Annotated in this window: 19 protein-coding genes and 1 pseudogene; 4 read left to right on the top strand and 16 right to left on the bottom strand. The window is 35.3% G+C overall.

Going from position 1 to position 22885, the window contains the following annotated elements:
* The 4 genes and pseudogenes from HPY74_12480 to HPY74_12465 all read right to left on the bottom strand — a co-directional run.
* The coding region (locus HPY74_12480) for an ABC transporter permease (protein ID NSW91467.1) at positions 1–616 on the bottom strand (616 nt) is incomplete at its 3' end.
* Positions 613–1659, bottom strand: coding sequence for an ABC transporter ATP-binding protein (locus HPY74_12475; GenBank protein NSW91466.1), 1047 nt, complete (start codon positions 1657–1659; stop codon positions 613–615). The genes HPY74_12475 and HPY74_12480, both read right to left, overlap by 4 nt.
* 39 nt (positions 1660–1698) lie before the next feature.
* Entirely contained in the window at positions 1699–2238 is a 540-nt protein-coding gene (locus HPY74_12470; GenBank protein ID NSW91465.1) for a cupin domain-containing protein, read from the bottom strand.
* Positions 2239–2452: 214 nt separating this feature from the next.
* Positions 2453–2653 (bottom strand): annotated as a pseudogene (locus tag HPY74_12465) (Rieske 2Fe-2S domain-containing protein).
* Between the two features lie 189 nt (positions 2654–2842).
* On the opposite strand from HPY74_12465, the gene HPY74_12460 reads away from it, so the two are divergent.
* Positions 2843–3898 (top strand): hypothetical protein, encoded by a 1056-nt coding sequence (locus HPY74_12460; protein ID NSW91464.1) that lies wholly within the window; start codon positions 2843–2845, stop codon positions 3896–3898.
* A 52-nt stretch (positions 3899–3950) separates the two neighbouring features.
* Here HPY74_12460 and HPY74_12455 read toward each other — a convergent pair whose 3' ends face one another.
* The 7 genes from HPY74_12455 to HPY74_12425 form a co-directional block, all read right to left on the bottom strand.
* Positions 3951–4826, bottom strand: a complete 876-nt coding sequence (locus HPY74_12455) for a type II toxin-antitoxin system Phd/YefM family antitoxin (protein ID NSW91463.1) — start codon at positions 4824–4826, stop codon at positions 3951–3953.
* A 191-nt stretch (positions 4827–5017) separates the two neighbouring features.
* Positions 5018–5896 (bottom strand): MurR/RpiR family transcriptional regulator, encoded by an 879-nt coding sequence (locus tag HPY74_12450; protein NSW91462.1) that lies wholly within the window; start codon positions 5894–5896, stop codon positions 5018–5020.
* Positions 5897–5988: 92 nt separating this feature from the next.
* Positions 5989–6900 (bottom strand): N-acetylmuramic acid 6-phosphate etherase, encoded by a 912-nt coding sequence (gene murQ / locus HPY74_12445; GenBank protein NSW91461.1) that lies wholly within the window; start codon positions 6898–6900, stop codon positions 5989–5991.
* A 95-nt stretch (positions 6901–6995) separates the two neighbouring features.
* On the bottom strand, positions 6996–8597 hold the full coding sequence (locus tag HPY74_12440; protein ID NSW91460.1) for an extracellular solute-binding protein: 1602 nt from the start codon (positions 8595–8597) through the stop codon (positions 6996–6998).
* Positions 8598–8709: 112 nt separating this feature from the next.
* Positions 8710–9597, bottom strand: coding sequence for a carbohydrate ABC transporter permease (locus HPY74_12435; GenBank protein ID NSW91459.1), 888 nt, complete (start codon positions 9595–9597; stop codon positions 8710–8712).
* A gap of 77 nt (positions 9598–9674) precedes the next feature.
* Positions 9675–10619, bottom strand: a complete 945-nt coding sequence (locus HPY74_12430; GenBank protein NSW91458.1) for a sugar ABC transporter permease — start codon at positions 10617–10619, stop codon at positions 9675–9677.
* A gap of 23 nt (positions 10620–10642) precedes the next feature.
* On the bottom strand, positions 10643–12835 hold the full coding sequence (locus tag HPY74_12425) for a hypothetical protein (GenBank protein ID NSW91457.1): 2193 nt from the start codon (positions 12833–12835) through the stop codon (positions 10643–10645).
* Positions 12836–13099: 264 nt separating this feature from the next.
* Here HPY74_12425 and HPY74_12420 point away from each other — a divergent pair, with 264 nt between their 5' ends.
* Positions 13100–13249: a hypothetical protein gene (locus HPY74_12420; GenBank protein NSW91456.1), complete on the top strand. Its 150-nt coding sequence runs from the start codon at positions 13100–13102 to the stop codon at positions 13247–13249.
* Between the two features lie 4 nt (positions 13250–13253).
* On the opposite strand, the gene HPY74_12415 is transcribed toward HPY74_12420, so the two are convergent.
* The 3 genes from HPY74_12415 to HPY74_12405 are packed head-to-tail and all read right to left on the bottom strand — an operon-like array spanning position 13254 to position 16132.
* On the bottom strand, positions 13254–14069 hold the full coding sequence (locus HPY74_12415) for an amidohydrolase family protein (protein ID NSW91455.1): 816 nt from the start codon (positions 14067–14069) through the stop codon (positions 13254–13256).
* A 1-nt stretch (position 14070) separates the two neighbouring features.
* Positions 14071–14856, bottom strand: coding sequence for an amidohydrolase family protein (locus HPY74_12410; GenBank protein ID NSW91454.1), 786 nt, complete (start codon positions 14854–14856; stop codon positions 14071–14073).
* 43 nt (positions 14857–14899) lie between these two features.
* A complete protein-coding gene (locus HPY74_12405) occupies positions 14900–16132 on the bottom strand; it encodes a DegT/DnrJ/EryC1/StrS family aminotransferase (GenBank protein ID NSW91453.1) in 1233 nt (410 codons plus the stop codon).
* A 146-nt stretch (positions 16133–16278) separates the two neighbouring features.
* On the opposite strand from HPY74_12405, the gene HPY74_12400 reads away from it, so the two are divergent.
* Both HPY74_12400 and carB read left to right on the top strand, forming a co-directional pair.
* Positions 16279–17226, top strand: a complete 948-nt coding sequence (locus tag HPY74_12400; GenBank protein NSW91452.1) for a helix-turn-helix transcriptional regulator — start codon at positions 16279–16281, stop codon at positions 17224–17226.
* 250 nt (positions 17227–17476) lie between these two features.
* Complete coding sequence (gene carB, locus HPY74_12395; GenBank protein ID NSW91451.1) at positions 17477–20725, top strand: carbamoyl-phosphate synthase large subunit; 3249 nt, start codon at positions 17477–17479, stop codon at positions 20723–20725.
* Positions 20726–21039: 314 nt separating this feature from the next.
* Here carB and HPY74_12390 read toward each other — a convergent pair whose 3' ends face one another.
* Together HPY74_12390 and HPY74_12385 are read right to left on the bottom strand one after the other, a co-directional pair.
* On the bottom strand, positions 21040–22005 hold the full coding sequence (locus HPY74_12390; GenBank protein ID NSW91450.1) for an acetylxylan esterase: 966 nt from the start codon (positions 22003–22005) through the stop codon (positions 21040–21042).
* Positions 22006–22078: 73 nt separating this feature from the next.
* Complete coding sequence (locus tag HPY74_12385; protein NSW91449.1) at positions 22079–22642, bottom strand: GNAT family N-acetyltransferase; 564 nt, start codon at positions 22640–22642, stop codon at positions 22079–22081.
* Between the last annotated feature and the right edge of the window lie 243 nt (positions 22643–22885).

The raw sequence follows: 22885 nt of genomic DNA, 5'->3' as shown, positions 1-22885 counted from the left end.
TAAACACCATTGTAACCCCGGATATTACACCCGGAAGGCTTAAAGGGATGATAATTTTTATTAATACTATAAAGTAGTTTCCTCCCAAATCTTCGGCAGCTTCAATAATGCTTTTATCCATTTTAGTTAAAACAGAATAAATAGGCAGCACCATAAATGGTAGGAAATTATAAACCATCCCTAGTACTACTGCATGGTCTGTATAAAGCAGCTGTAATTGGGGAAGGTGTAGAAATTGCAAGATTACATTTATTATGCTGTTTTTCTCCAATAAGGTCATCCAGGCATAGGTCCTCAGGAGAAAATTCACCCACATGGGAATTACAAAAAGTAAAGCCAAAACCTTATTTTTACTAAATTCCTTGCTTGCAAGTATTAAAGCAACGGGATAACCTATTAAAAGGCAGATAATAGTACTAATAAGGGCAAGACCTATGGAACGTAAAAATACCATAAAATATATCGGGTTCCATAGACGTCTTATATGTTCTAAAGTAAATCTTATTCCTTCATCAGTAGTAATAGTAAAACAATAAAATATCAACAGCAAAAGTGGTATTACTATAAAAATAGCCATCCAAACCAGGTACGGATAAGCATACCAGCTTTTTTTCATTTCCCGTTCACCTTTTTCATTATATGTATATCATTAGGAAGTATACAGAACCCTATTTTAGAGCCTACGGGCTCCATAAGGGTACTGTGTACCATCCAGCTTATTCCATTGTTTTGAATCATCATTTCATAATGTACACCTTTGAATGTTACGGACTTAACCTCCCCGCGGAGCATTCCTTCTTCTTCCGGTACTAATTTTATATCTTCAGGCCTTACTACTATATCAACTTCCTCATTCTCGTGAAAGCCTGTATCAACACATTCAAACTCCCGCCCTGCAAAATACACTAAATAGTCCTTTATCATCTTCCCCGGCACAATATTGCTCTCACCTATAAAGTCGGCAACAAAAGCATTTTTAGGCTCATTGTATATCATTTCAGGAGTGCCTATCTGTTGTATTGTACCGTCTTTCATTACCACAACAGTATCAGACATGCTGAGAGCTTCTTCCTGGTCGTGGGTTACATAAACAAATGTAATACCCAGGATTTTTTGAATTCTTTTCAACTCAACCTGCATATCCTTCCTTAGTTTTAAGTCCAGAGCTCCCAGTGGTTCGTCAAGCAATAGTACTTCAGGTTCATTTACAAGTGCCCTTGCTATTGCAACCCTCTGCTGTTGTCCTCCGCTTAATGAATCTACCTCTCTCTTTTCAAACCCCTTAAGGTTTACCAGTTCAAGTACTTCTCCTACTTTTCTGTTTATTACCTTTTTATCCATTTTCTTTATTTTTAATCCAAAAGCAATATTTTCAGTCACATCCATATGAGGGAAAAGGGCATACCTTTGAAATACAGTATTCACCTTTCTTTTATATGGGGGTAAATTGGTAATATTTTTACCTTCAAAAAATACTTCGCCAGTATTCGGTTGTTCGAATCCCCCAATAATACGGAGTGTGGTAGTTTTTCCACAGCCACTTGGCCCAAGCAAGGTAAGAAATTCATTTTTTCGTATATATAAGTTAATGTTTTTCAATGCTTCAGTTCCATTGTAATCCTTTGATATATTAACCAATCTGATAATTGGCTCTGACATTTGGACTCCCCCTATGCACGGATTATTCTTTAACCGGACTTAAAAGCTTGGCGGTGATGATATCCATAAGACAACCGCTTCACTTTTTCCGGCATTTTCTATCCTATGGACCAAATTTGGTTTGAAATAAAAACTTTCCTCCTTCTTGACCCTATACTTGCGGTTACCCAGGTATAGATTTATACTACCCGATATCACATAACCAAACTCCTCACCACCATGTGGATCGTCTTCATCAGAGCTTCCTCCTGCTTCAATATGCATTAATATTGGTTCCATTGTATTCTTTTGGGCATTGGGTATAAGCCACTTAATCATATATTTTAGTTCATTGTCCTGTTTAGTAAACACATCTTCTTTCTTAAATATAACTTTTTCATCTAAATTATCATTGAAAAAATCTTTTAAGTTTGTACCAAGGCATTCCAGTATATCAATCAGGGTAGCAATGGAGGGCGACGTAAGTTCCCGTTCTACTTGCGAGATAAATCCCTTTGTAAGCTCACACCTGTTTGCAAGTTCTTCCTGGGTCAAACCTGTTTTAATTCTTAATTGCTTTATCTTTTCACCAATCTTCATAATACCATTTTCTCCCAGAATCAGGTTTTTATTGGCTAAACTTTTTGTTTAGTAAAGTTAAACTTTATAAACAATAATATTAATAGCATAAATAAAAAAATATGTCAATATCATTGTTGTAAAAATAATATCAACATATTTTTATTATCCCTGTTTCAAGGTTTTCAAGGTAAACAAGCGGATATTAACGTTTCGTATTATTTCAAATCGGTCATTAATTGTTCTCGGTTATTTTTGCAATAGGCGTTAACGCAGGTCCCTCAACAATATCACCATCATAAGTAAATCTTGAACCATGACATGGACAGTCCCAGGTTTTTTCAGCTGAGTTCCATTGTAATTCACAACGCATATGAGTACACGTAGTATCAACTATATGCAAGCTGCCTTTTTCATCTTTATATACCCCTGCTTTTAATCATGCTATTTTGCTTGTTACTAAAGCTACTCTGTTATCTATTACCGGTTGGTTTACATTTTTATTGTTTGTTTTTTTTATGAAAAATATCCAATAACAGTACTTGCACCTTTAATTTCCACACATTTTTTATATTAATTCCGGCATAACTAAATTTAAGACCAATACATTTAAGAGGTGGAAAAAGTGGAAGAAGATTTAAATTCAACTGAAAATGCCGGAATAAATGATATTACTCATACTGACGGTAATAATAGTAATAATGACAAAGGCAGCATTGATAATAACATTGATAGTAACATTGATAATAACATTAATAATGACGACAGGATTGATAATATAAACAGGATAGGTAAGAATGCCAATGTTGTTAAAACTGAAATACCACCTGTAAATTTGGATGCTGAAATAGAAAAAGCTATACAAATGAGAGAAACATTTAATAAACTCTTCAATAATCTTTTACAACAAGGAATAGACTTTGACAGAATACCCGGAACAGATAAGCCTACGCTTTTAAAGCCAGGTGCTGACCTCCTTTGCCAGGTTTTTCATTTTGCAAGCGGCGAACCTAAGATCATTTCTTCCATTGAAGATTTTGAAAAAGGTATACTAAGCTATACAGTATCTATACCTATAATACATCGTGATTCAAAAACTCTTGTATCTGTTGGCATAGGAAGCGCAAACTCTTATGAAGTAAAATATAAATATAGATATGTAGATTCGGATGACGGTGAAAAAGTACGTATAATAAATCCTGACCCCGCAGATCAACAAAATACACTGGTAAAAATGGCAGCTAAAAGGGCATATATTGACGGTGTACTAAAAGCCACAGGCGCATCCAGAATGTTTACTCAAGATATAGAAGATATGACATGGCTACAACCTGAAAAAGCCAGCAGCAAACAGCTTAAATTTATTAAAATGTTGTACAGGGATGTTGAAGAAGGCAAGGCGCTAGAAAATATATCAGCTATTATTAACAGGAAAATAGAGAGCTGGGATAAAATCCTAAGAGAAGAGGCCTCAAAAATAATTGAAGTAAAGAAAAAAGAAAAACAACAGTTTGAGCAACCGGATGATAAAAATATCTTTAGAAAGAAAAGCGACGAATATTTATGTCAGAAGTGCGGAACAAGAATAACACAGGGGGTAGCCACATACAGCCAGAGAAAATACGGAAGGTTTTTATGTGAAAAATGTCAAAAAATGCACCAGCCTGATACCGTGTCATAAGCAATAGACATATATCTAAGTTTAAGCAATTCTTTTTAATTCTATTTTAATTCTACCTAAAAACTCTGGCAAGTTCTACAGCCAACCCATCAAAAATGTATGATTTGGCTGTTTCATCCTTTTTAAAAGTTGCTGTATCACAAATGTTTCTATCTTTAAAAAGGTAAATAGTAGCACTCTTATTTAGGGGGTTAACTATCCAATATTCCTGAACACCACATAACATATATAGGTCAAGTTTTTTTACATAATCCCTTCTTCGCGTGCTTTCAGATACTATCTCGACTACAAGTGAAGGTACGCCCATATAATAGTCATTATCATTTAGTTTTTCTTCCAAGTCGCAGATAACCATGATGTCAGGCTGTACAATATTTGGTTCAATATTCTGTTCAATATCTGATTCACTAATTGCTTCCCTGTTTGACTCGATATCCGACTCACTATTTGATTCGCTATCGGATTTTCTATCTGATTTACTTTCCGGTTTACTATTTGATTCGGCATCTGTTTCATCCCTGTCCTCATCCCTCCAAAGAGTTAAGTCATAAGGTGCTGTAATAGGAATACACTTTTTACCCTCAAACCAATTACAAAAAGTTGCAAATATTTCCTTCATAGCTACCTGGTGCGCAATTTTTGGTGATGCCAACAGGTATATTTCACCATCAATAAATTCAAATCTGTATTGACTGTCCTTTGATAGTTCCAGAAACTCTTTATAAGTTGCCTTCCTGTTGTTAAAAAAATATCTGGCTGTTTCTTCGCACACTGCTCCGTCCATATAGTTGATTCTTCCAGGTTTATAATCCACTGTAGTTAATTTAGCTACTTCCCGTCCATTCTTTGTAATAATTACATCTTCTTTTGCAACAAGCATTAGATACTTGCCGAAATTATTTTGAAATTCAGTCGAGTTTACGATCATATTTACACCCCGCCTATAATAATATTAGCTAATTTAGTCAAATTAGCTAATATTATTATACTTTCTTTTGCAAATTCTGTCAATAGTAGGAGTAAATTTTTGAGAAGCAAGTAATGAATGAATAGCCAGATAATTGTTATTAACTTCGGAAATTCCTCCCACATTACTTATTTACCGCTGTTATTTCTTCACTATGTCCTATTAGAATCATCGGTATTTAAATACTTTTTATATTTAACATTCCTATGAGTCTGTTCAAGATATTTTTTCACATTATAATAATCTTGACTGAGAACACAAGAATAAATTATATCTATAATGTTCAGCTGTGCAATACGTGAGCTTAAAGCACCACTTCTGATTGAAGTTTCAGGCGCCACCAGCATAAGTTTAATATCAGCTATATCCGCAAGATGACTTTTGCCATACTTTGTTATAGCTATAAGAGTCGCACCATTCTTTTTTGATAATCTTGAAGCTTCAATAGTTTCCTTTGTTTCGCCGCTCCAGGATATTCCTATTGCAACGTCACCGGCAGAAGTGTTTGCAGCTGCAGTCATTTGTAAGTGTGAATCTGCATATGCTGTGCAATATTTATTTATACGCAAAAATTTCTGCTGCGCATCCATAGCCACAATATATGAAGCTCCAACACCATAAATATTTATATGTTTTGCAGCTATAATGCATTTTACAGCCTTTTCCACCTCAGAATAATCCAAAACTGAATAACTATCATCTATAGCCTTCTTATTATTCAAGCATACATTTCTAATAATTGTCTCAATTTTATCTCCTACTTGAATATCGGTATATTCAATTTCTTCATTATTTTTCGAAACAGCTATTTGACTTGCATAATTTAAAGCAAAATCTCTATAGCCATTATAATTAATACTTTTACAAAACCTTATAATACCTGCTTTACTTGTTCCCACTCTTTCTGCAAGCTCAGTTATTGACAGCCCCACAACTTCATCAGGATTATCAAGTATATAACATGCTATTTTCTTTTCCGACGGACTTAAATATTCAAATTTTTCTTTTATTCTCAATAATACCCCAGTCATTTTGCCTCCATCCATCTCTATACAAATATAATACACTATTTTTAATAATACTTCCAGTATATGTAGCTTTATACCTTTACATATTTTTTTATTTATCCATGCATCATTTTTGCCATTTCTACAGCTCTTCTTACAAAACCGTCAGATTTATTTAAATATTCCAGAGCTACTTCGGGTTCTACCTTACCTAGAATCGCAACTATTGCAACTTTGGGTTTTCCATGTGAAGCTTCTAAATACTTTTCCGCAACTTCTCTCGGTTCATTAGTTGCAAGCATTACGATTCTCACTGCACGTTCTTTCAATTTTTTATTATTTGGTTGTAGGTCAACCATAAGATTCTGATATACCTTACCTAGTTTTATCATTACTGCTGTCGATATCATATTTAAAATCATTTTTTGGGCAGTTCCGGCTTTCATCCTTGTTGAACCCATAATTACTTCAGGTCCTACTACAGCTTCAATTGAAACGTCAGAATACCTACTTAACAAAGGATTTTTCGTATTTGATATTCCAATAGTAGCAGCACCACATTTTCTTGCATACTCCAATGCACCTATAACATAAGGTGCTCTACCACTTGCCGTAATGCCTATCACTACATCCTCCTGTGTTATATTCTTTTCCGATATATCAAAAACACCACTATCATAATCATCTTCAATACCTTCAATAGCTGTAATAATAGCTGCTTGTCCTCCAGCTATAATTCCTTGAACCATCTCCGGATTTGTTCCATAAGTTGGTGGACATTCAGAAGCATCCAATATTCCTATCCTTCCGCTAGTCCCACACCCTACATAGAACAATCTTCCACTTCCTTTAAGTCTTTTAAAGATAATGTCAACTGCCTCTTTAATCTTCGGAATCTGGCTTTCTACAGCATATGCAACTGTTTTATCTTCATCATTAATAATCTTCAAGATCTCTTCAGTCGAAGATATATCTATATTTTTTGACCGCGGATTTAGTTCTTCGGTTACAATAATTTCAGTATCCACAAATTCGCTCCTTTTTTTATTTTTTCATGTTAATATTTCATTTCAAGAGAAGAAATATATATTTCTTCTCTTGAAAATTTGTCAAACTTTTACAATTAATCAAATTGGTTGTACCTATCTAAAGCTGTCTGAACTATTTTTCTATATTCACTTAATCCCATTTTTTCAATATTAGCTACATATGCATTCCACGTATCAAAGCTTACCTCACCCGTAATAAACTTTGCCCTCATATCATCTACATATGTATCTATATCCTGTTGAAGCACGGATAATTGTGTTGATTCCTCAGGCGTATAAGTGAAAGAGCCCCATATTTCCTTAGGAGTATATGGTATTAAGGCATTTGCCCCATCTACAGTAATTTTGGGAATAAGGTGATTGCCAAAGTGTTTGTCGTCAGCTACCGAGGGATTGCCACCACCGCTCCATGCAACATAACGTCCAAGCGCCTCTTCCATATTCAATCCATCAGGATTCTTTGTTACGTAATCTGTGAATTGGGGATTGCCATTTTCATCAATATAGTAGGTTTCACCTTCAATGCCCATAAAGTACAACCTTATTCCATCCTCTGAATAAAAATAATCAATCCATTTTACAGTCTCAGCCGGATATTTATTGACATTTGTTATTTGCGCAGTAAGACCGGCAACCGGAATTGTTCTTGCTGAATACAGTTGATCACCATGCGGTCCTATCAGCGGTGCAGGTAAAGTTATATAATCATCTTTATAATCACCTAAATAGTTGTTGTTATGAATAAAAGCAAATCCTACCTGTTTTTGTTGTGCTTTAGCAGTAAATTTAGCTATATCTATTGTAAAGATTTCCTGATCTAACAATTTTTCCGTATATAACTTATTTAGATACTGTAGATATTCTTTATATCTATCACTTGTAGGAATAAATCTTAATTCATTTTTCTCCTCATCGATATCCCATTTATCTTGTGCAGCACCCCTGGTCATTAAACCAAAAGCTCCATAAAAAGCTCTGTAAACCTGGATAGTATATTCACCCGACACCCCTATTTCATCTTTTTTACCATTGCCATTAAAGTCACTATCTCTAAACGCTATAAGTGCATTATACAGGTCGTCGGTTGTCCTTGGCATATTAACTCCTGATTTCTTCAACCATTCATTATTAACAAACAGTTTTGGAGAAATTCTTGCAGGTGCTGCTGTTACAAGATAGGCAAATGAGTAAATTTTCCCATCAGTCATTCTTATGTTTTTAGATATAGAAGGATCCTCTGCCAAATACTTGCTGAAATTGGGAGCATATTCTTTAAGATATGGATCTATTGCTATTATTAATCCTTCGGTAGAATATTTAGCAAGATCAGTTTTACTCATGCTGTACTTAAAGAAAAAGTCAGGCAGATTATTAGAAGCAAACATTAATCCTACCTTTTCACTAGCAGCTGTAGAAATTGCTGATTCAAAAATGACTTTAATACCGGATATTTTTTCATATTCTTTCCAGATCTTCAGGTCATTAAAATCACCTTTTGTATACGGCCCAGCTACTGCGAAACATTTTAGAGTTATTTCTTTCTTCTCTTGCTCCTGAACTTGTTGCTTAGATCCCTCTTCATCTTTAGTAGTCTTAACTGAAGTACACCCAAAAAGGGATAGTGTTATCATTATACTTAATAATAACACAAAAATTTTTAAAACTTTTCCATTCATAACATCTTCCTCCTCATTTAATATTAATATTCTTATCACATTTTTACCGGCTGATTTTGATATATCATAATTCAATCATCATCCGGTAAAAATTGTGTTAAGTTCAATAAGATTAACCTTTTATAGATCCAACCATAATCCCTTTAACAAAGTGTTTTTGTATTAAAGGATAAATAGCTATAACCGGAGCAGATGCTACAACAATAAGACCATACTTTAAGCTTTCGGCCATAAGTTGCCTTTTTAAAATTGATTCTTCATCCACTAACATCTCTTCAGAAAATTTGTTTTGTATCAGGATCTCCCTTAAAATTAGCTGCAACGGAAACAGCTTTCTATTGTTCAGGTATATTAATGCAGAAAAAAAACTATTCCAATGTGCAACACCATAAAATAAAACCATAACGGCAATAACAGGTCTCGATAAAGGTATAATAATCCTGAATAGCAGCTTCAGATTTGTACAGCCATCAACAAACGCAGCCTCTGTAAGACTATCAGGAATACTTGAAGTAAAATATGTTCGAACAATAATTATATTCCAAAAACTAACAGCACCAGGGATTAACATTGCCCAGATTGTGTCAATCATTTTTAATTTGGAGATCAAGATATATGTAGGAATCAATCCGCCACTGAAAAACATTGTGAAGGTTAATAACAGGGTGAAGAATTTTCTGCCTACCCAATCTTTTCTGGATAACGGATACGCTCCAAATATTGTCATCATAACATTAATAAAAGTTCCTAACACAGTATAAAATAGAGTGTTTTTATAACCACTTAATATATCTTTGTCTTTAAATATAAGTCTGTAAGCTTCAAATGTAGTATTTTTAGGATAAAGTACTACATTACCACTTAATACATCCAATGGTGAACTTATTGATGCTATCACAATAAAGTAAAGCGGGTAAATTATCATAAACAAAACAATTGTAAGCATTGTATAATTAACTATATCAAAAATGACATCATCCGCATTTACCAATTTTTTCATTCTGCGTTGCCTCCAAATCTATTTATGATAAAAAACATTTAGTTACTTATTAAGTAACATAAATATTTAAAAGTATTCTAAAATAATGTAGTTTGATTCAATCTTCCTGTTATGCTGTTGACTATTAGTAGTAATACAAGGTTAACTACAGAATTAAATAATCCAACAGCCGTAGAAAATGAAAAGTCATGGTTAATTAATCCCACCCTGTAAACAAACGTGGATATTACATCAGCAGATGACCTGTTTAAAGAATTAGTAAGAAGAAATACTTTCTCAAACCCTACATTCATTAACCCACCGAATGAAAGAATCAACATAATTGTTATAGTGGGGAGAATTCCAGGTAAGTTAATATGCCAGATCCTCTGTAATCGCTTAGCCCCGTCAATAATTGCTGCTTCATGTTGCTGAGGGTCTATAGTAGAGAGCGCAGAAAGATATATAATTGATGACCACCCTGCATTCTGCCATAAACCGGAAAATACATAAATTGTTTTAAAATATTTAGCTTCATACATAAAATTTATTGGTTCTTTTCCCATAAACTCAATAACTTTATTAATTATTCCACTTTGTGGTGACAAAAACAGGATTATCATCCCAGCCATTACAACAGTTGAAATAAAATGAGGTGCGTAGGTTACAGTCTGTACAGTTTTTTTAAACTTACTATTTTTTACCTCATTAAGCATAAGCGCTAATATTATTGGAACTGGAAAGCAAACAGCCATTGAGTATAAACTCAAACTGAACGTATTCCATATAATCTGGTAACAATAATTACTGTTAAAGAATCTAATAAAATTATCAAACCCAACCCATTTACTTCCCCATATACCTAACGCACCTGAGAACCTTTTAAATGCAATCTGTATTCCATACATTGGTGCATAATGAAATATTATGTAATAAAGCAATACTGGCAAAAAAATCAAGTATAGCTGATAATTCCTAGTAATAAGCTTTGCTTTTCGGAAAACATATTTCTTAATATCAGTTTCTGTCAGTTTTCTTATCATAAGAAACACCCCATCGAATGTTTTTAAAAAGCAAGATGAATTAACGCAAGACGTTTTGTTTTGGTCTTGATTACGGTATATTCATTTTCAAATTCAGGTGAAAGTTTCGCAGTAGTACCTCCAAGCTGATAAATTGAACATATACTTATCTTTCTCCCATTTGTATCTAATACTAACTCACACACTTCATCTTCGTTTTTATTTAAAACTGCAATTAGTAAGTCATTGTTATTAAGTACATATGTTTTAGCAGTTATATTTTCAGTACTACTAATAATTCCTCTATCATCACGGTAAATGCCTTTGCCAAACGTTTCCAGCCAAAATTTTCTTAATTTTATAACATCTTTAAGATATTCCATCATTGCAGGGTCTGATTTAAAAGTATTCTCTTCTTCAAGATCATATATCCAGAAATAACACCCCGTTAAAAATGCTCTGTCTAATATATTATACGCATTTTGTGATACATGTACAGGTCTCATAATCTGCCTTCCTCGAGATGGATATATCATATCAACTAGTGTTTCTTCAGGAAATGTGTATCTATATGCTTCAGGAAACGCCCCATACATATCACTAAAAAATGTTGATATCAACTGACCACTCATTTTACAACCATGTATATCTGAAGCGCCTTCACATATTATGCTAAGTGAATTTTCATTATTCTCATAAAAATATGCATTAATATCATCAAGCAGCTTATTATAACCCTTATTCCAATCATCATGTTCATGTCCATGGTTTTTATCAAAACACATCACAGGACTAGCACAATTAAGTTGATCCAAATATACACCATCACCACCAATTTCTTCAATAAGATATTTAACTGTATTCATAAGGTGTTCCTGCCATACCCTTGCTGATGAACACATAACAGAGAATTTTTCACTACCGTAATTTTCATTATGTGCTTCATTATCTTTTTTTATTGCTAAACCATTTTCCCACACATCAGGCAGATCTTTAATATATTTTCTGTTAAATAGTCTTGAATTAACGTAAAAAGATACATGCCCTCCTTTATTGATAATACTTCTTACCTGCTCTGAAAATTCCTTCTCAGTACCAAGTTCAGGCTCATAACGATACATCGGAAACCCTTTATCAAATCCATCCTTATGCCAACCACTAATTAGAAGATGATTTATGCTTAATTTCTGAGCTTCATCATATAATCTGCTTATATCCGAATACTTATGTACCGGTTTCATAAACTGATGTTGATACTTAAAGTCATAATGTGCAATAAGTCCTGCACTTTTGTCAAACCAATCCGGTGCCTTGTGCTTAATACCGTTGAATACACTATTTCTCCACTCACGATATTTATCTGCACCCCAATGCCAGTCACCAGGGTGAAGAGCGATTCCATATGTTTTAGACTTCCACCTATTACCGCTTTCTATATATGGATGTACCGCAAAACTGAATCCCATACCCGGTCGTTGATTACCGAAAGTTTCAGCACTCAAAGTAGTAACTTTGAAGTCATCCTGGTACGATGCCATATACATACCAAACTCATTACCATAATATGACATCCAATTCATGGAGGCACTTCCACTATGAAATGTTTGTAAGCAATATGAACCATCACTTTTTCTTGTAGTTGGAACACTCATTTCCATTCTATATTCATAGTTATAATCATGCCACCTCCACCCTATATGAACAGGAGGTAAAGATAATGCAGCTGTTGGATTTGGCACCTTGATGGCGCTCCATGATGGGAAAATCAGTGTATCATCTTCCCATGTATCACCTAAATAAACTCCAGAAATAAATGGAAACCATACATCTTCTATTATATAACCTGGTTCGTTGTTCAGAATCTCAATTGTCCATAAACTTTCATACTCATTAGAAGCGAGAGATACATTTGTTTCTACACTGATATTTACCCTGTTGCTTTCATCTCTCAAATATTTATAATTAATTTTCAGTACTTTTGTTCCATTTTCATCTTCTATCATATCAAAACTAGGTTTAAGAAGCTCATCTTCAGCAATATCATTATATTGAGGAACAGTAATTGATCTCTTTTCCCCATTTGATCGACATACTGAAAGAACAAATGGAGTTCTGCGTTCCCAAATATAATTCTTGAGTACATTTTCTCCTGTCTCTAAATATGTAAGCTCCCGTATTTCACCTGTATATTCATCAAATGACATTTCAATATTTTTATTACTAACAATGATCCGCATATGTATACCTCATCATTTAGTCTATTAATAATTCTTTCTAGAATTGCAGAATCTGATTTTAAACCTCTTAAAATACTATACAGAATAGCTTGAATATTTATAAAATATTAATCATCTCCTTTCTTATTACTATTATATGATGTTTGAAAATTATTGTCAATATTTTTTTATATTTTTTTGAAACTATTTTACAAACTTTTTTTGCCAATAGATATTTTAAGATTTCAAACTTAAAAGTTGCTATAAGAAAATGAGTCTTGAAACGTGGTAGAAAACAGAAAAAAAGTGGAGAAAGCATTGAAGGAAAAGAAAATTGATGTGGCATTAGAAACTAAATGGCCATTTATAGGTGCATTTTTAAAGTTTTTAGAATCAAAAGGGATTCTAAAAGAATTAAAGAATATATACTGTTAATTACCTACACTTTTTTAGGGTATTTACTTATCAATACCTTAAAATTTTTTCCCAGGATATCAACTTTTACCTTATCATCAATATCGGCAAAAAGTATTCTGGACAAGCCTCCTCTCATATCATGGAACGGAAAGTCGGAACCATATACTATTTTCTCATGATTTGTATTTTTTACAATATCCTCAATCCATATATTCGAGTATTCAAATCCCGAAGTATCCATATATACATTCTCATATGTATTAACTAGTTTAATAGACTTTTTAACTCCGCTATAAACCCCCCCAGCATGCCCAAGAATTAATGCCACTTCAGGATAAGCTTTAACAATCTGTTCACACATATCTATACTACAGTTTCTGTCATCATCCCATGAATGTGTAAGTACAAAGCCTCCAAGCTCTTTTAATTTATCAAATACAGCAATATAGTTTTCTCCTGTTATTGGATAATTGTGCAACCCAGGATGTAGCTTAACTCCTACAAAATTCTTTATTTTATAATATTTTTCAAACTGGTCATCAATTTCTTCCGGATTGTTGGGATTGAGGGTAAGGTATCCATAAACCTTTTCGGGATATTTACCTATTGCTTCTTTAATCTGTATATTTCCAAGTTTATAATCACAGGACATTGCAGCATGAGGTGATATATATATTTCATCGATACACATATTATCAGCATCAATAATCATTTCATCGATACCAGCTTTTGGGAAATAAAAGTCATACCATGTACCCATATGGCAGTGACAGTCAGCGATAAAAATATTTCTAAATTTTTCTCCAGTTAAGGCTCTTTTTAAAATATTCCTATTCATGTTACACTTCCCCCTCAGTTGTTATGTTATTAAGGGTACAATTTTCCATCAACCTGATTATATTTCTTTGTGCTATGTTGTCTTTATCCTCCTGACTGATATCAGCATAAATTATTCGGCCTACAGATACTCCTCCTTCAATAAAAGGCATCCGTGTCCCAAACAGAATTCTTTCTGAACCATAAAGTTTTACTACCTCTTCTAAACCATGATATGTTATAAACGTGCTGGTATCTATAAAAATATTCATGCATTCCTCAAATAGCTCATATAGAATTCTCAAACTTCTATATCCTATTGTAAGAAGAATAATAGGCACATTTGGAAATTCTTTTGCAATTTCGTATATTTGGTTAAACCAAGGATTAATTGTGCCTCTCATTTCTCTACATTCTATTAATACAGGTATCTTGATTTCATTTAACATTTGGAATAGTTTTTTGACATTCCATAAATATAAAGTGTAGTTTTGATCAAAAGGAAATAAGCGTACTGCTTTTATGTTATTTTTTTTCATAAAATCAAGCAGTTTACCCTTGCTACCGAACTCCTGCTCAATAAGTGGTGTTAATGTAATAACCGGAAGCAGCCTGTCGTAATGTTTAACTGACTGTACAATTGCCTTATTCCCTGTTTCTATATCGCATAACCACGATTTTGAATCAAATACAAGCGCTTTATCAATACCCAACATATCCATTTTATCTATAAGTTGTTCGGCAGTTTTGAAGTAAAGGTTACCAAATCCCCATTCTCCGATCATACAATTTACATCAATAAAACGCAAAAAAAACACCTCCTTTGGTTGCCTAAAGCTCTGCAAATAATCATCATCCTTTAAGTTCATCCCTATTATCCCATATTTTTTCGATTGCATCAGCAAATTTGGCACAATCTTCTCTCTTCATTAATAAAAGTGTATGAAAAAAGTTTACAGCTTCTTTGCTATATGCCTTTTTGCATTCGGGAAGTTCAAATCGTTGTGGATTTATAGCTTTGAAATATTCTTCATCAAGTTTATGAGTTTTCTTTGAAAATGGACGATATAATGGAGAATCATTTAAAGGTTCGTATGTAGTTCCTGGAGTTACTGCTCCCTCTAGTTCCGCACTTAAAGCAGCAAAAAACCTTTCTCTTGGAATATTATCCCACTCTTCAGCATAATATCTGAAAGTCCAATTATAATACGCCTGTATATTAATGGCAGGATTCCTATACATGGGTTTTATCCCTGGGATTTGAGAAATGCGCTTTTCAAGATATTTTGCGTTATCATCCCTTATAGCGTTTTGCTCATCAAGTCTTGAAAGCTGGACTAGCAATAAAGCAGCCTGGAATTCCGTCATCCTATAGTTCCCGCTTTGCATAGTAGGTGCTCCTTCGCTTTCACGTCTTCCACAGTTTTTCAAGGATTGTAGTAAATCCTTCATATAACTGTTATTCGTAGTTAGGACACCTCCTTCACCACAATTAAGTATTTTTGTGGACTGGAGACTGAAAGAACCTACATCGCCTATGCTTCCAGCTCTCTTTCCGTTCCATTCTGCTCCATGCTGATGAGCACAATCTTCTATCACAAAAAGTTTGTACTTTGAAGCAAGCTTCATAATTCCATCCATATCAGCCATTCTACCATAAAGGTGCACTGGAATTATGCATTTGGTTCTTGAAGTAATAGCCTGTTCAGCCTTATTGATATCTATCGTATATGTTTCAGGATCAATATCAACCAGAACAGGAATAGCATTTACATCAAGTACTGCAGCAGCTGTAGCCTGCCACGTAAGTCCGGGTACTAACACCTCATCACCGGGACCAATATTTAATGCTTCAAGAGCCAACCTTAGAGAATGTGTGCCATTGGTTACCGCTATACTGAACGCTGTTTTACAAAAAGATGCAAATGCCGATTCGAATTCTTTCTCGTAAGGACCACGAAATCCCCAGATACCACTTGATACTGCTTTAGCTACAGCATTTACATCTTCTTGAGTAAAAAAAGGCCACCTCGGTATATTAATTTTACCTATTGGTTTTCCCCCTAAAATAGCTAATTTACTCATAGTACCATTTAGTCCTCCTCACATTTATGATATTATGATATAATTACTATAAACATTATATAAGCATTATCATAGATAATAAATGAACATTTTAAAATTATTTGATGTGTTTTTTGAATAAAATTTACGTAGGGAGGAAGTAGACTTTGGAAAAAGTATACTCCAGAAAATTCACCATTCTTGATCACATGGAACAAGCTGTAAAAACTATAGAAGCAAATTTTGACACAGAATGGCTTACTGTTTGCACTAAAAAGAGCAATAAGTCCTGCCAGTGGAATAAAAAAGATTGTATACCGGATAATTTTGAGAGCTTTTATGAGTGCCAGAGTCATGACTTCTTTGAGTTTTTTATAGTACTTGATGGGGTTTGTAATATGTGTGTTGAAAAAGATATAATAAGGCTGGAACGTGGAAATATGTGTATTATAGCACCGCAAACTTTACATAGCGAGATACCTATAAAAGATACAAGCTATCTTGGTATTTGGTCTTCGTTCGGTTATGGTCGTGTAATTACCCATATATCAGGCAAGGACAGCAGTGATGGCTATCGCACATTCCTGGGAAGGGATATTTCTTGTAATATGGTCATGCATAAATATCTTCTTGACCTGATTTTATTGGAGCACAACGAAAAAAAATTTGGTTCTATAAATATGGTTAAAGCATATACTTACCAGTTAGTTATCGGTATAATGAGAAATCTTAAGGATATTACCGATAGTAATACTTCAGATACCAGTGTTGAAAAAGAGCTTTGGATGCATGATGTTGTCAAGGAAATTATGGAATTCATAGAACGAAATATTACAAAAAACCTCACTGTAAAGGAAATATCTCAAAAAATTGCGGTAAGCGAGCATTATCTTTGTGCCATATTTAAATCAGTAACAAAAAAAACGCTCTTCCAATATATTAATGAATTCAAGATAGAAAAGGCTATCTCCTTGCTTAATGATAAAAACCTTAGCATAAAAGAAATAGCCTCATCTCTGGGGTACTGTGACCAGTATTATTTCAGCAGGTACTTTAAAAAAAATACCGGGTATTCTCCCAGTGAATACAGGAAAATCATGAATAAAAAAGTTTAAAATTCTACAAAACCCTAAACTGCTGTTTTTTTATATTATGCTTTTTTATTTTTCTTATAGCAACTTTTCAGCTGGATTTCAAAAATAGTAATTGCATTTTTCAAAATGATTAGTTATAATATTGCGGGCAGGATTTCAAGCAACATAAGCAGAGATTAAACCCATAAGATATTGTAATTGAATTATGGATGTAAAACACTGCCCAAAATCAATATAACAAAATTTAATATAAAGCGAGGGATAATTTAATATGCCAAAACGTACAGACATTAAAAAAATTATGATTATAGGTTCAGGTCCCATAATTATAGGGCAGGCTTGTGAATTTGATTATTCAGGGACCCAGGCATGTAAAGCTCTTCGCAAACTGGGATATGAGATTGTTTTAGTTAACTCCAATCCTGCGACTATTATGACAGATCCTGGTATGGCGGATAAGACATATATAGAACCTCTTAATGTAAAACGACTTACTGATATAATCGCAACAGAAAGGCCGGATGCTTTATTACCCAATCTGGGAGGGCAATCCGGTCTTAATTTATGTTCAGAACTTGCAAAAGCCGGAGTTCTTGATAAATACGGTGTAGAAGTGATCGGTGTGAAGCTCGATGCAATTGAACGGGGTGAAGACAGGACAGCCTTTAAGAAAACAATGGACCAGTTAGGTATTGAAATGCCTCGTAGCAGAGCAGCCTACAGCGTAGAAGAAGCGGAAAATATTGCTATGGAATTAGGCTTTCCTGTAGTTGTGCGGCCGGCATATACCCTTGGGGGTACAGGAGGAGGCCGGGCTTATAACATTGAGGAACTAAGGACAATAGCAAGCCGGGGTATAGCAGCAAGTATAGTAGGCCAAGTGCTTATTGAAGAATATTTAGAAGGCTGGGAGGAATTGGAACTTGAGGTTGTACGGGATTCAAAAAACCAGATGATTACAGTTTGTTTCATTGAAAATGTTGACCCCATGGGAGTTCATACAGGGGATTCTTTTTGTGTAGCTCCCATGTTAACCATTAGCCAGGAACTTCAAAGCAGACTTCAAAAATATGCTTTTAAAATTGTGGAAGCTATTCAGGTAATTGGAGGTACTAATATTCAATTTGCCCACGACCCGAAAACAGGAAGAGTGGTTGTTATTGAAATTAACCCACGAACATCACGGTCGTCAGCACTTGCTTCTAAAGCAACAGGCTTCCCAATTGCTGCAATATCTACTATGTTGGCAGTAGGATTAACTCTTGACGAAATACCTTATTGGAGAGATGGCACCTTAGAAAAATATACTCCTTCCGGGGATTATGTTGTTGTTAAATTTCCAAGGTGGGCTTTTGAGAAATTTAAGGACTCCCATGATAAATTAGGAACACAAATGAGATCTGTGGGTGAGGTAATGAGTATTGGTAAAAATTTTAAAGAAGCCTTTCAGAAAGCCATTCGTTCCCTTGAAATAGGTCGTTATGGGTTAGGTTTTGCTAAAAATTACCAGCATAAATCTTTAAATGAACTATTAGAGCTTCTCCATGAAGTAACAAGTGAAAGGCAGTTTATAATATATGAAGCCCTTCGTAAAGGCGCTTCCATTGAAGAAATCTACCGTCTTACTCATATAAAACCCTGGTTTATTGAACAGATGAAAGAGCTGGTTATGCTAGAGGAAGAAATAATTAAGCATAGAACCGGTAATAAAAAAAGTTTCCCCTTGCCGGACGAATTATTTATCCAGGCAAAAAAAGATGGTTTTGCGGATCGCTACCTTGCAAAACTTTTAGGAATCTCTGAAAAAGAAGCCAGGGAACATCGTCTATCCCTTGGACTAACAGGAACCTGGGAGCCAATACCCGTAAGCGGTGTAGAAGATGCAGCCTACTATTATTCAACATACAATGGTACCGATAAGAACCCTATTAGCAACAGGCAAAAAGTAATGGTACTTGGTGGAGGACCAAACCGTATCGGCCAGGGTATCGAATTCGATTATTGTTGTGTTCATGCTGCTTTTGCAATACGTGATATGGGACTTGAGACAATCATTGTAAACTGTAATCCTGAAACAGTTTCTACAGACTACGATACTTCTGACAAATTGTACTTTGAGCCTCTGACTACAGAAGATGTATTGAATATTTACAATAAAGAAAAACCCCTCGGTGTAATAGTTCAGTTTGGCGGCCAGACACCGTTAAATATTGCGGCTGAGCTTGCATCCGAAGGAGTCCGCATACTGGGAACACAACCCGATGTTATAGATGTTGCCGAAGATAGGGACAGGTTCAGGCGCATTATGGAAAAGCTCAATATACCTATGCCTGCCTCGGGTATGGCAAGTAATTTGGGAGAAGCTTTGGAAATAGCAAAACAGATAGGCTATCCCTTGATGGTTCGCCCCTCATATGTATTAGGCGGAAGAGGTATGGAAGTCGTATACGATGAAGAGATGCTAAAACAGTATGTAGAAGCTGCAGTGGATATAACCCCTGAGCGTCCAATACTCATAGATAAATTCCTTGAAAATGCAATAGAAGCTGAAGCAGATGCCATATCCGACGGTGTTAATGCCTATGTGCCTGCTGTAATGGAGCATATAGAGCTTGCAGGAATACATTCGGGTGATTCTGCGTGTGTACTTCCCCCTGTAACTATTCCGGAAAAACATTTAAAAACAATAAACGAATATACCAGGATGATCGCAGAAAAGCTCAATGTTGTAGGACTAATAAATGTTCAGTATGCAATAGCAGAAGATAAAGTATATGTGTTGGAAGCAAACCCCAGGGCTTCCAGGACCGTGCCTTTGGTTTCCAAGGTATGTAATGTACAGATGGCAAGAATTGCAACAGAAATTATGGTAAGAAATGAAATTGGCGACAAACCGGTATCTCTGGATATCAAACCTAGGATTATTCCCCACTATGGTGTAAAAGAAGCAGTATTTCCCTTTAATATGTTTCCTGAAGTAGATCCGGTATTAGGACCTGAAATGCGCTCAACAGGTGAGGTATTGGGACTATCCAAATACTTCGGAATTGCATTTTTCAAATCCCAGGAAGCAACCCAGGTATCACTTCCTGTGGAAGGTACGGTGCTGATAAGCGTTGCAGAACAGGATAAGCCGGCTGTTCTGGATGTTGCAAAAAGATTTTATGAGTTGGGCTTTAAGATTAAAGCAACACGAGGCACACAGCGTTTTCTTGCCGAAAACGGTATTGAGGCTGAAGTTATAAACAAGTTATTTGAAGGCAGACCTAATATTATTGACAGTATTATGAACAAGGAAATACAGCTTGTAATAAATACACCTCTGGGTAAGCGCAGCCAATTTGACGATTCATATATAAGAAAGGCGGCAATAAGATATAAAGTACCTTATATAACCACTTTAGCTGCCGCCCTTGCAAGTGCAAAAGGAATTGCAGCCTACCGGGAAAACTCCTACGATGGCGATACGGTAAAACCATTACAAGAATATCATGCGGAAATAATTGAGGTGGATTGCTAGGGCATAATGGGCAAGAGTCTACAAATAAAGACAGCAAAAGGTAATCTTCTTTTGCTGTTTTCATTTTTCTTCACTTACAGTATGTATACATTATGTTAGAAACAAGAAAATTCGCTTCGCTCATGACTTGAAAATCGAAGCAAATTTTCTTGTTCGCTAGGGAACCCTATGGTTCCCTTCGACGGATTCTGCCTTATCATATTTATTGCAGAATCCTTAAGCACCCTCCTTAAAACGGGAAAGGGGAATCCCCTTTCCAAACCCCAGTATAGGAATTTTTTTAGAATATTTATAAATTCCTATACTTTAAGAAATCACAGTCCTATCATAAAACTATATACCATGTCATCGAAACCTGGCAAACCTTCATGCCCGAAATCAGGATATATTACCATCCGCTTTTTCGACTTTATCTTGTTATAAGCGGCAAATTGGGTTGATGGAGGACATATTGTATCCTGAAGACCAGTACCCATTAGTACCTCACCCTGTATTCTCTTTGCTAAAAACTGCACATCAATATACCCTAGCTTTGTAAAAATTTCATCTTCCCGTTCATGCCTGGGATCAAAAAGCCTGAAGTATGTCTTAATTTCAGCATATGCATCCTTTGCCAAATCCATATCCCACACCCGCTTATAGTCACATAGAAACGGAAATACAGGTGCTAATCTTTTTATACGTGGTTCCAGTGCACTGCATGCAAGAGTAAGCCCTCCTCCCTGGGATCCCCCCATAGCACCAACCCTGTTTTCGTCAACCTCAGGGAAAGACATTACAATTTTGGCCAATTGAGCGGTATCAAGATAGATTTGCCTGAAGAGTAGATTATCAGGGTCCGGATCATCCAACCCTCTTATAATATGGCCGTGATGTGTGTTCCCCTTTACTCCGCCTACATCTTCGGATAATCCCCCTTGTCCCCTGCAATCCAGGGCTGCAACAGAAAAACCTGCCGCAACATAACCCAGTTTACTTTGCCAATCTCCGCAGTATCCCGTATATCCATGGAACTGAAGTATTGCAGGGTGTTTTCCTGCGGTGTTTTTAGGTCTGAGATATTTGGCATGAATTCTTGCTCCCTTAACACCCGTAAAATAAAGGTCAAAGCACTCTGCAAAAGGAACCTGGAATTGTGCAGGGATTAGTTCTACCTCCGGATCCAAGGCATTCATTTCACCAAGGGCTCTTTCCCAATATTCATCAAAATCAGCAGGACAGGGATTTGTACCCATATATTGCTTTAATTCGTTTAACGGCATTTCAAAAAGTGCTGCCATAATTCTACCTCCATCCATAAAATGGTATTATACCTTCAGAATTTTATCACAATCCGTTGCTACCGACAAGAGATCATATCGTACGACCCAGAATCTTCTCAAGAAGATTCCATGCCCTTTTACATTCATCACTCATTATTTCAGGCTTAAAACCAAAGTCTAAATACATGTTTATAGCTTTATAACTTGTAGTCTGGGATGTAAGATATGCCTTGCAATGATGTTCTGCAAGGTACATCATTGCAGCTGCCAACAAGGGCTTTGCCAGCTTTTTTCCTTGGAAATCCGGGTGCACTCCTACCCAATGGATACGGCCATATCTTTCTCTTTTAAAGTTGTCATTATACCAGGCGGTGGTAGTACCAACAGCCCTGCCACTTTCTTTATGTACAATGAAAAAGCACCGTTTTTCCATTTCATTCAAGTATGGTCCAAATTCCTTTTGAAAATGTTCAAGGGCCTTCTCTTCCGTTTCAAATTCCCCTGCAGCAGTTTCAATTTCCGCCCACAGGTTCTCTTCCCCTCTTCTGTAATTCCTGATGTAAAATCCTTCAGGAATAGGGTTGCTTTTAAAAAGGCGCTCAATAACCTCTTTATCCAGATTATCATAGACCATTATTACCGGCAGTCTTTCCATAAGTCAACGCTCCTTAATAACAGAAAAATAAAACACCTCTTGGTATTTGAACAATCTGTCAGAGTAATTCTACCATAATATTTCCAACAAATCAACAAAACAGATTTTTGCCTTATGGACAGAGATGAAGCACGAATTTAAAAGAAAGAGAAAACAAGAGTTATAGAGAGTAGCAAAAAAATATTTTCGCAAAACCGAGTTGGACACGTACAAGATTAGTATTGTATAGTAGACTTGGGGGAG

It is taken from the genome of Bacillota bacterium (assembly GCA_013314855.1).
Lineage (GTDB): Bacteria > Bacillota > Clostridia > Acetivibrionales > DUMC01 > Ch48.
Note: the sequence above shows the minus strand (reverse complement) of the source record. Positions and strands in the feature narration are given on the sequence as shown.

Bases quoted from the DNA above. Each gene is read 5' to 3' on its own strand.
- HPY74_12430 (NSW91458.1), bottom strand. From the start codon at position 10,619: ATGATAAGAAAACTGACAGAAACTGATATTAAGAAATATGTTTTCCGA.
- HPY74_12390 (NSW91450.1), bottom strand. From the start codon at position 22,005: ATGGCAGCACTTTTTGAAATGCCGTTAAACGAATTAAAGCAATATATG.
- HPY74_12455 (NSW91463.1), bottom strand. From the start codon at position 4,826: ATGATCGTAAACTCGACTGAATTTCAAAATAATTTCGGCAAGTATCTA.
- HPY74_12475 (NSW91466.1), bottom strand. From the start codon at position 1,659: ATGTCAGAGCCAATTATCAGATTGGTTAATATATCAAAGGATTACAAT.
- HPY74_12440 (NSW91460.1), bottom strand. From the start codon at position 8,597: ATGAATGGAAAAGTTTTAAAAATTTTTGTGTTATTATTAAGTATAATG.
- HPY74_12470 (NSW91465.1), bottom strand. From the start codon at position 2,238: ATGAAGATTGGTGAAAAGATAAAGCAATTAAGAATTAAAACAGGTTTG.
- carB (NSW91451.1), top strand. From the start codon at position 17,477: ATGCCAAAACGTACAGACATTAAAAAAATTATGATTATAGGTTCAGGT.
- HPY74_12415 (NSW91455.1), bottom strand. From the start codon at position 14,069: ATGAATAGGAATATTTTAAAAAGAGCCTTAACTGGAGAAAAATTTAGA.
- HPY74_12405 (NSW91453.1), bottom strand. From the start codon at position 16,132: ATGAGTAAATTAGCTATTTTAGGGGGAAAACCAATAGGTAAAATTAAT.
- HPY74_12385 (NSW91449.1), bottom strand. From the start codon at position 22,642: ATGGAAAGACTGCCGGTAATAATGGTCTATGATAATCTGGATAAAGAG.
- HPY74_12435 (NSW91459.1), bottom strand. From the start codon at position 9,597: ATGAAAAAATTGGTAAATGCGGATGATGTCATTTTTGATATAGTTAAT.
- HPY74_12450 (NSW91462.1), bottom strand. From the start codon at position 5,896: ATGACTGGGGTATTATTGAGAATAAAAGAAAAATTTGAATATTTAAGT.
- HPY74_12425 (NSW91457.1), bottom strand. From the start codon at position 12,835: ATGCGGATCATTGTTAGTAATAAAAATATTGAAATGTCATTTGATGAA.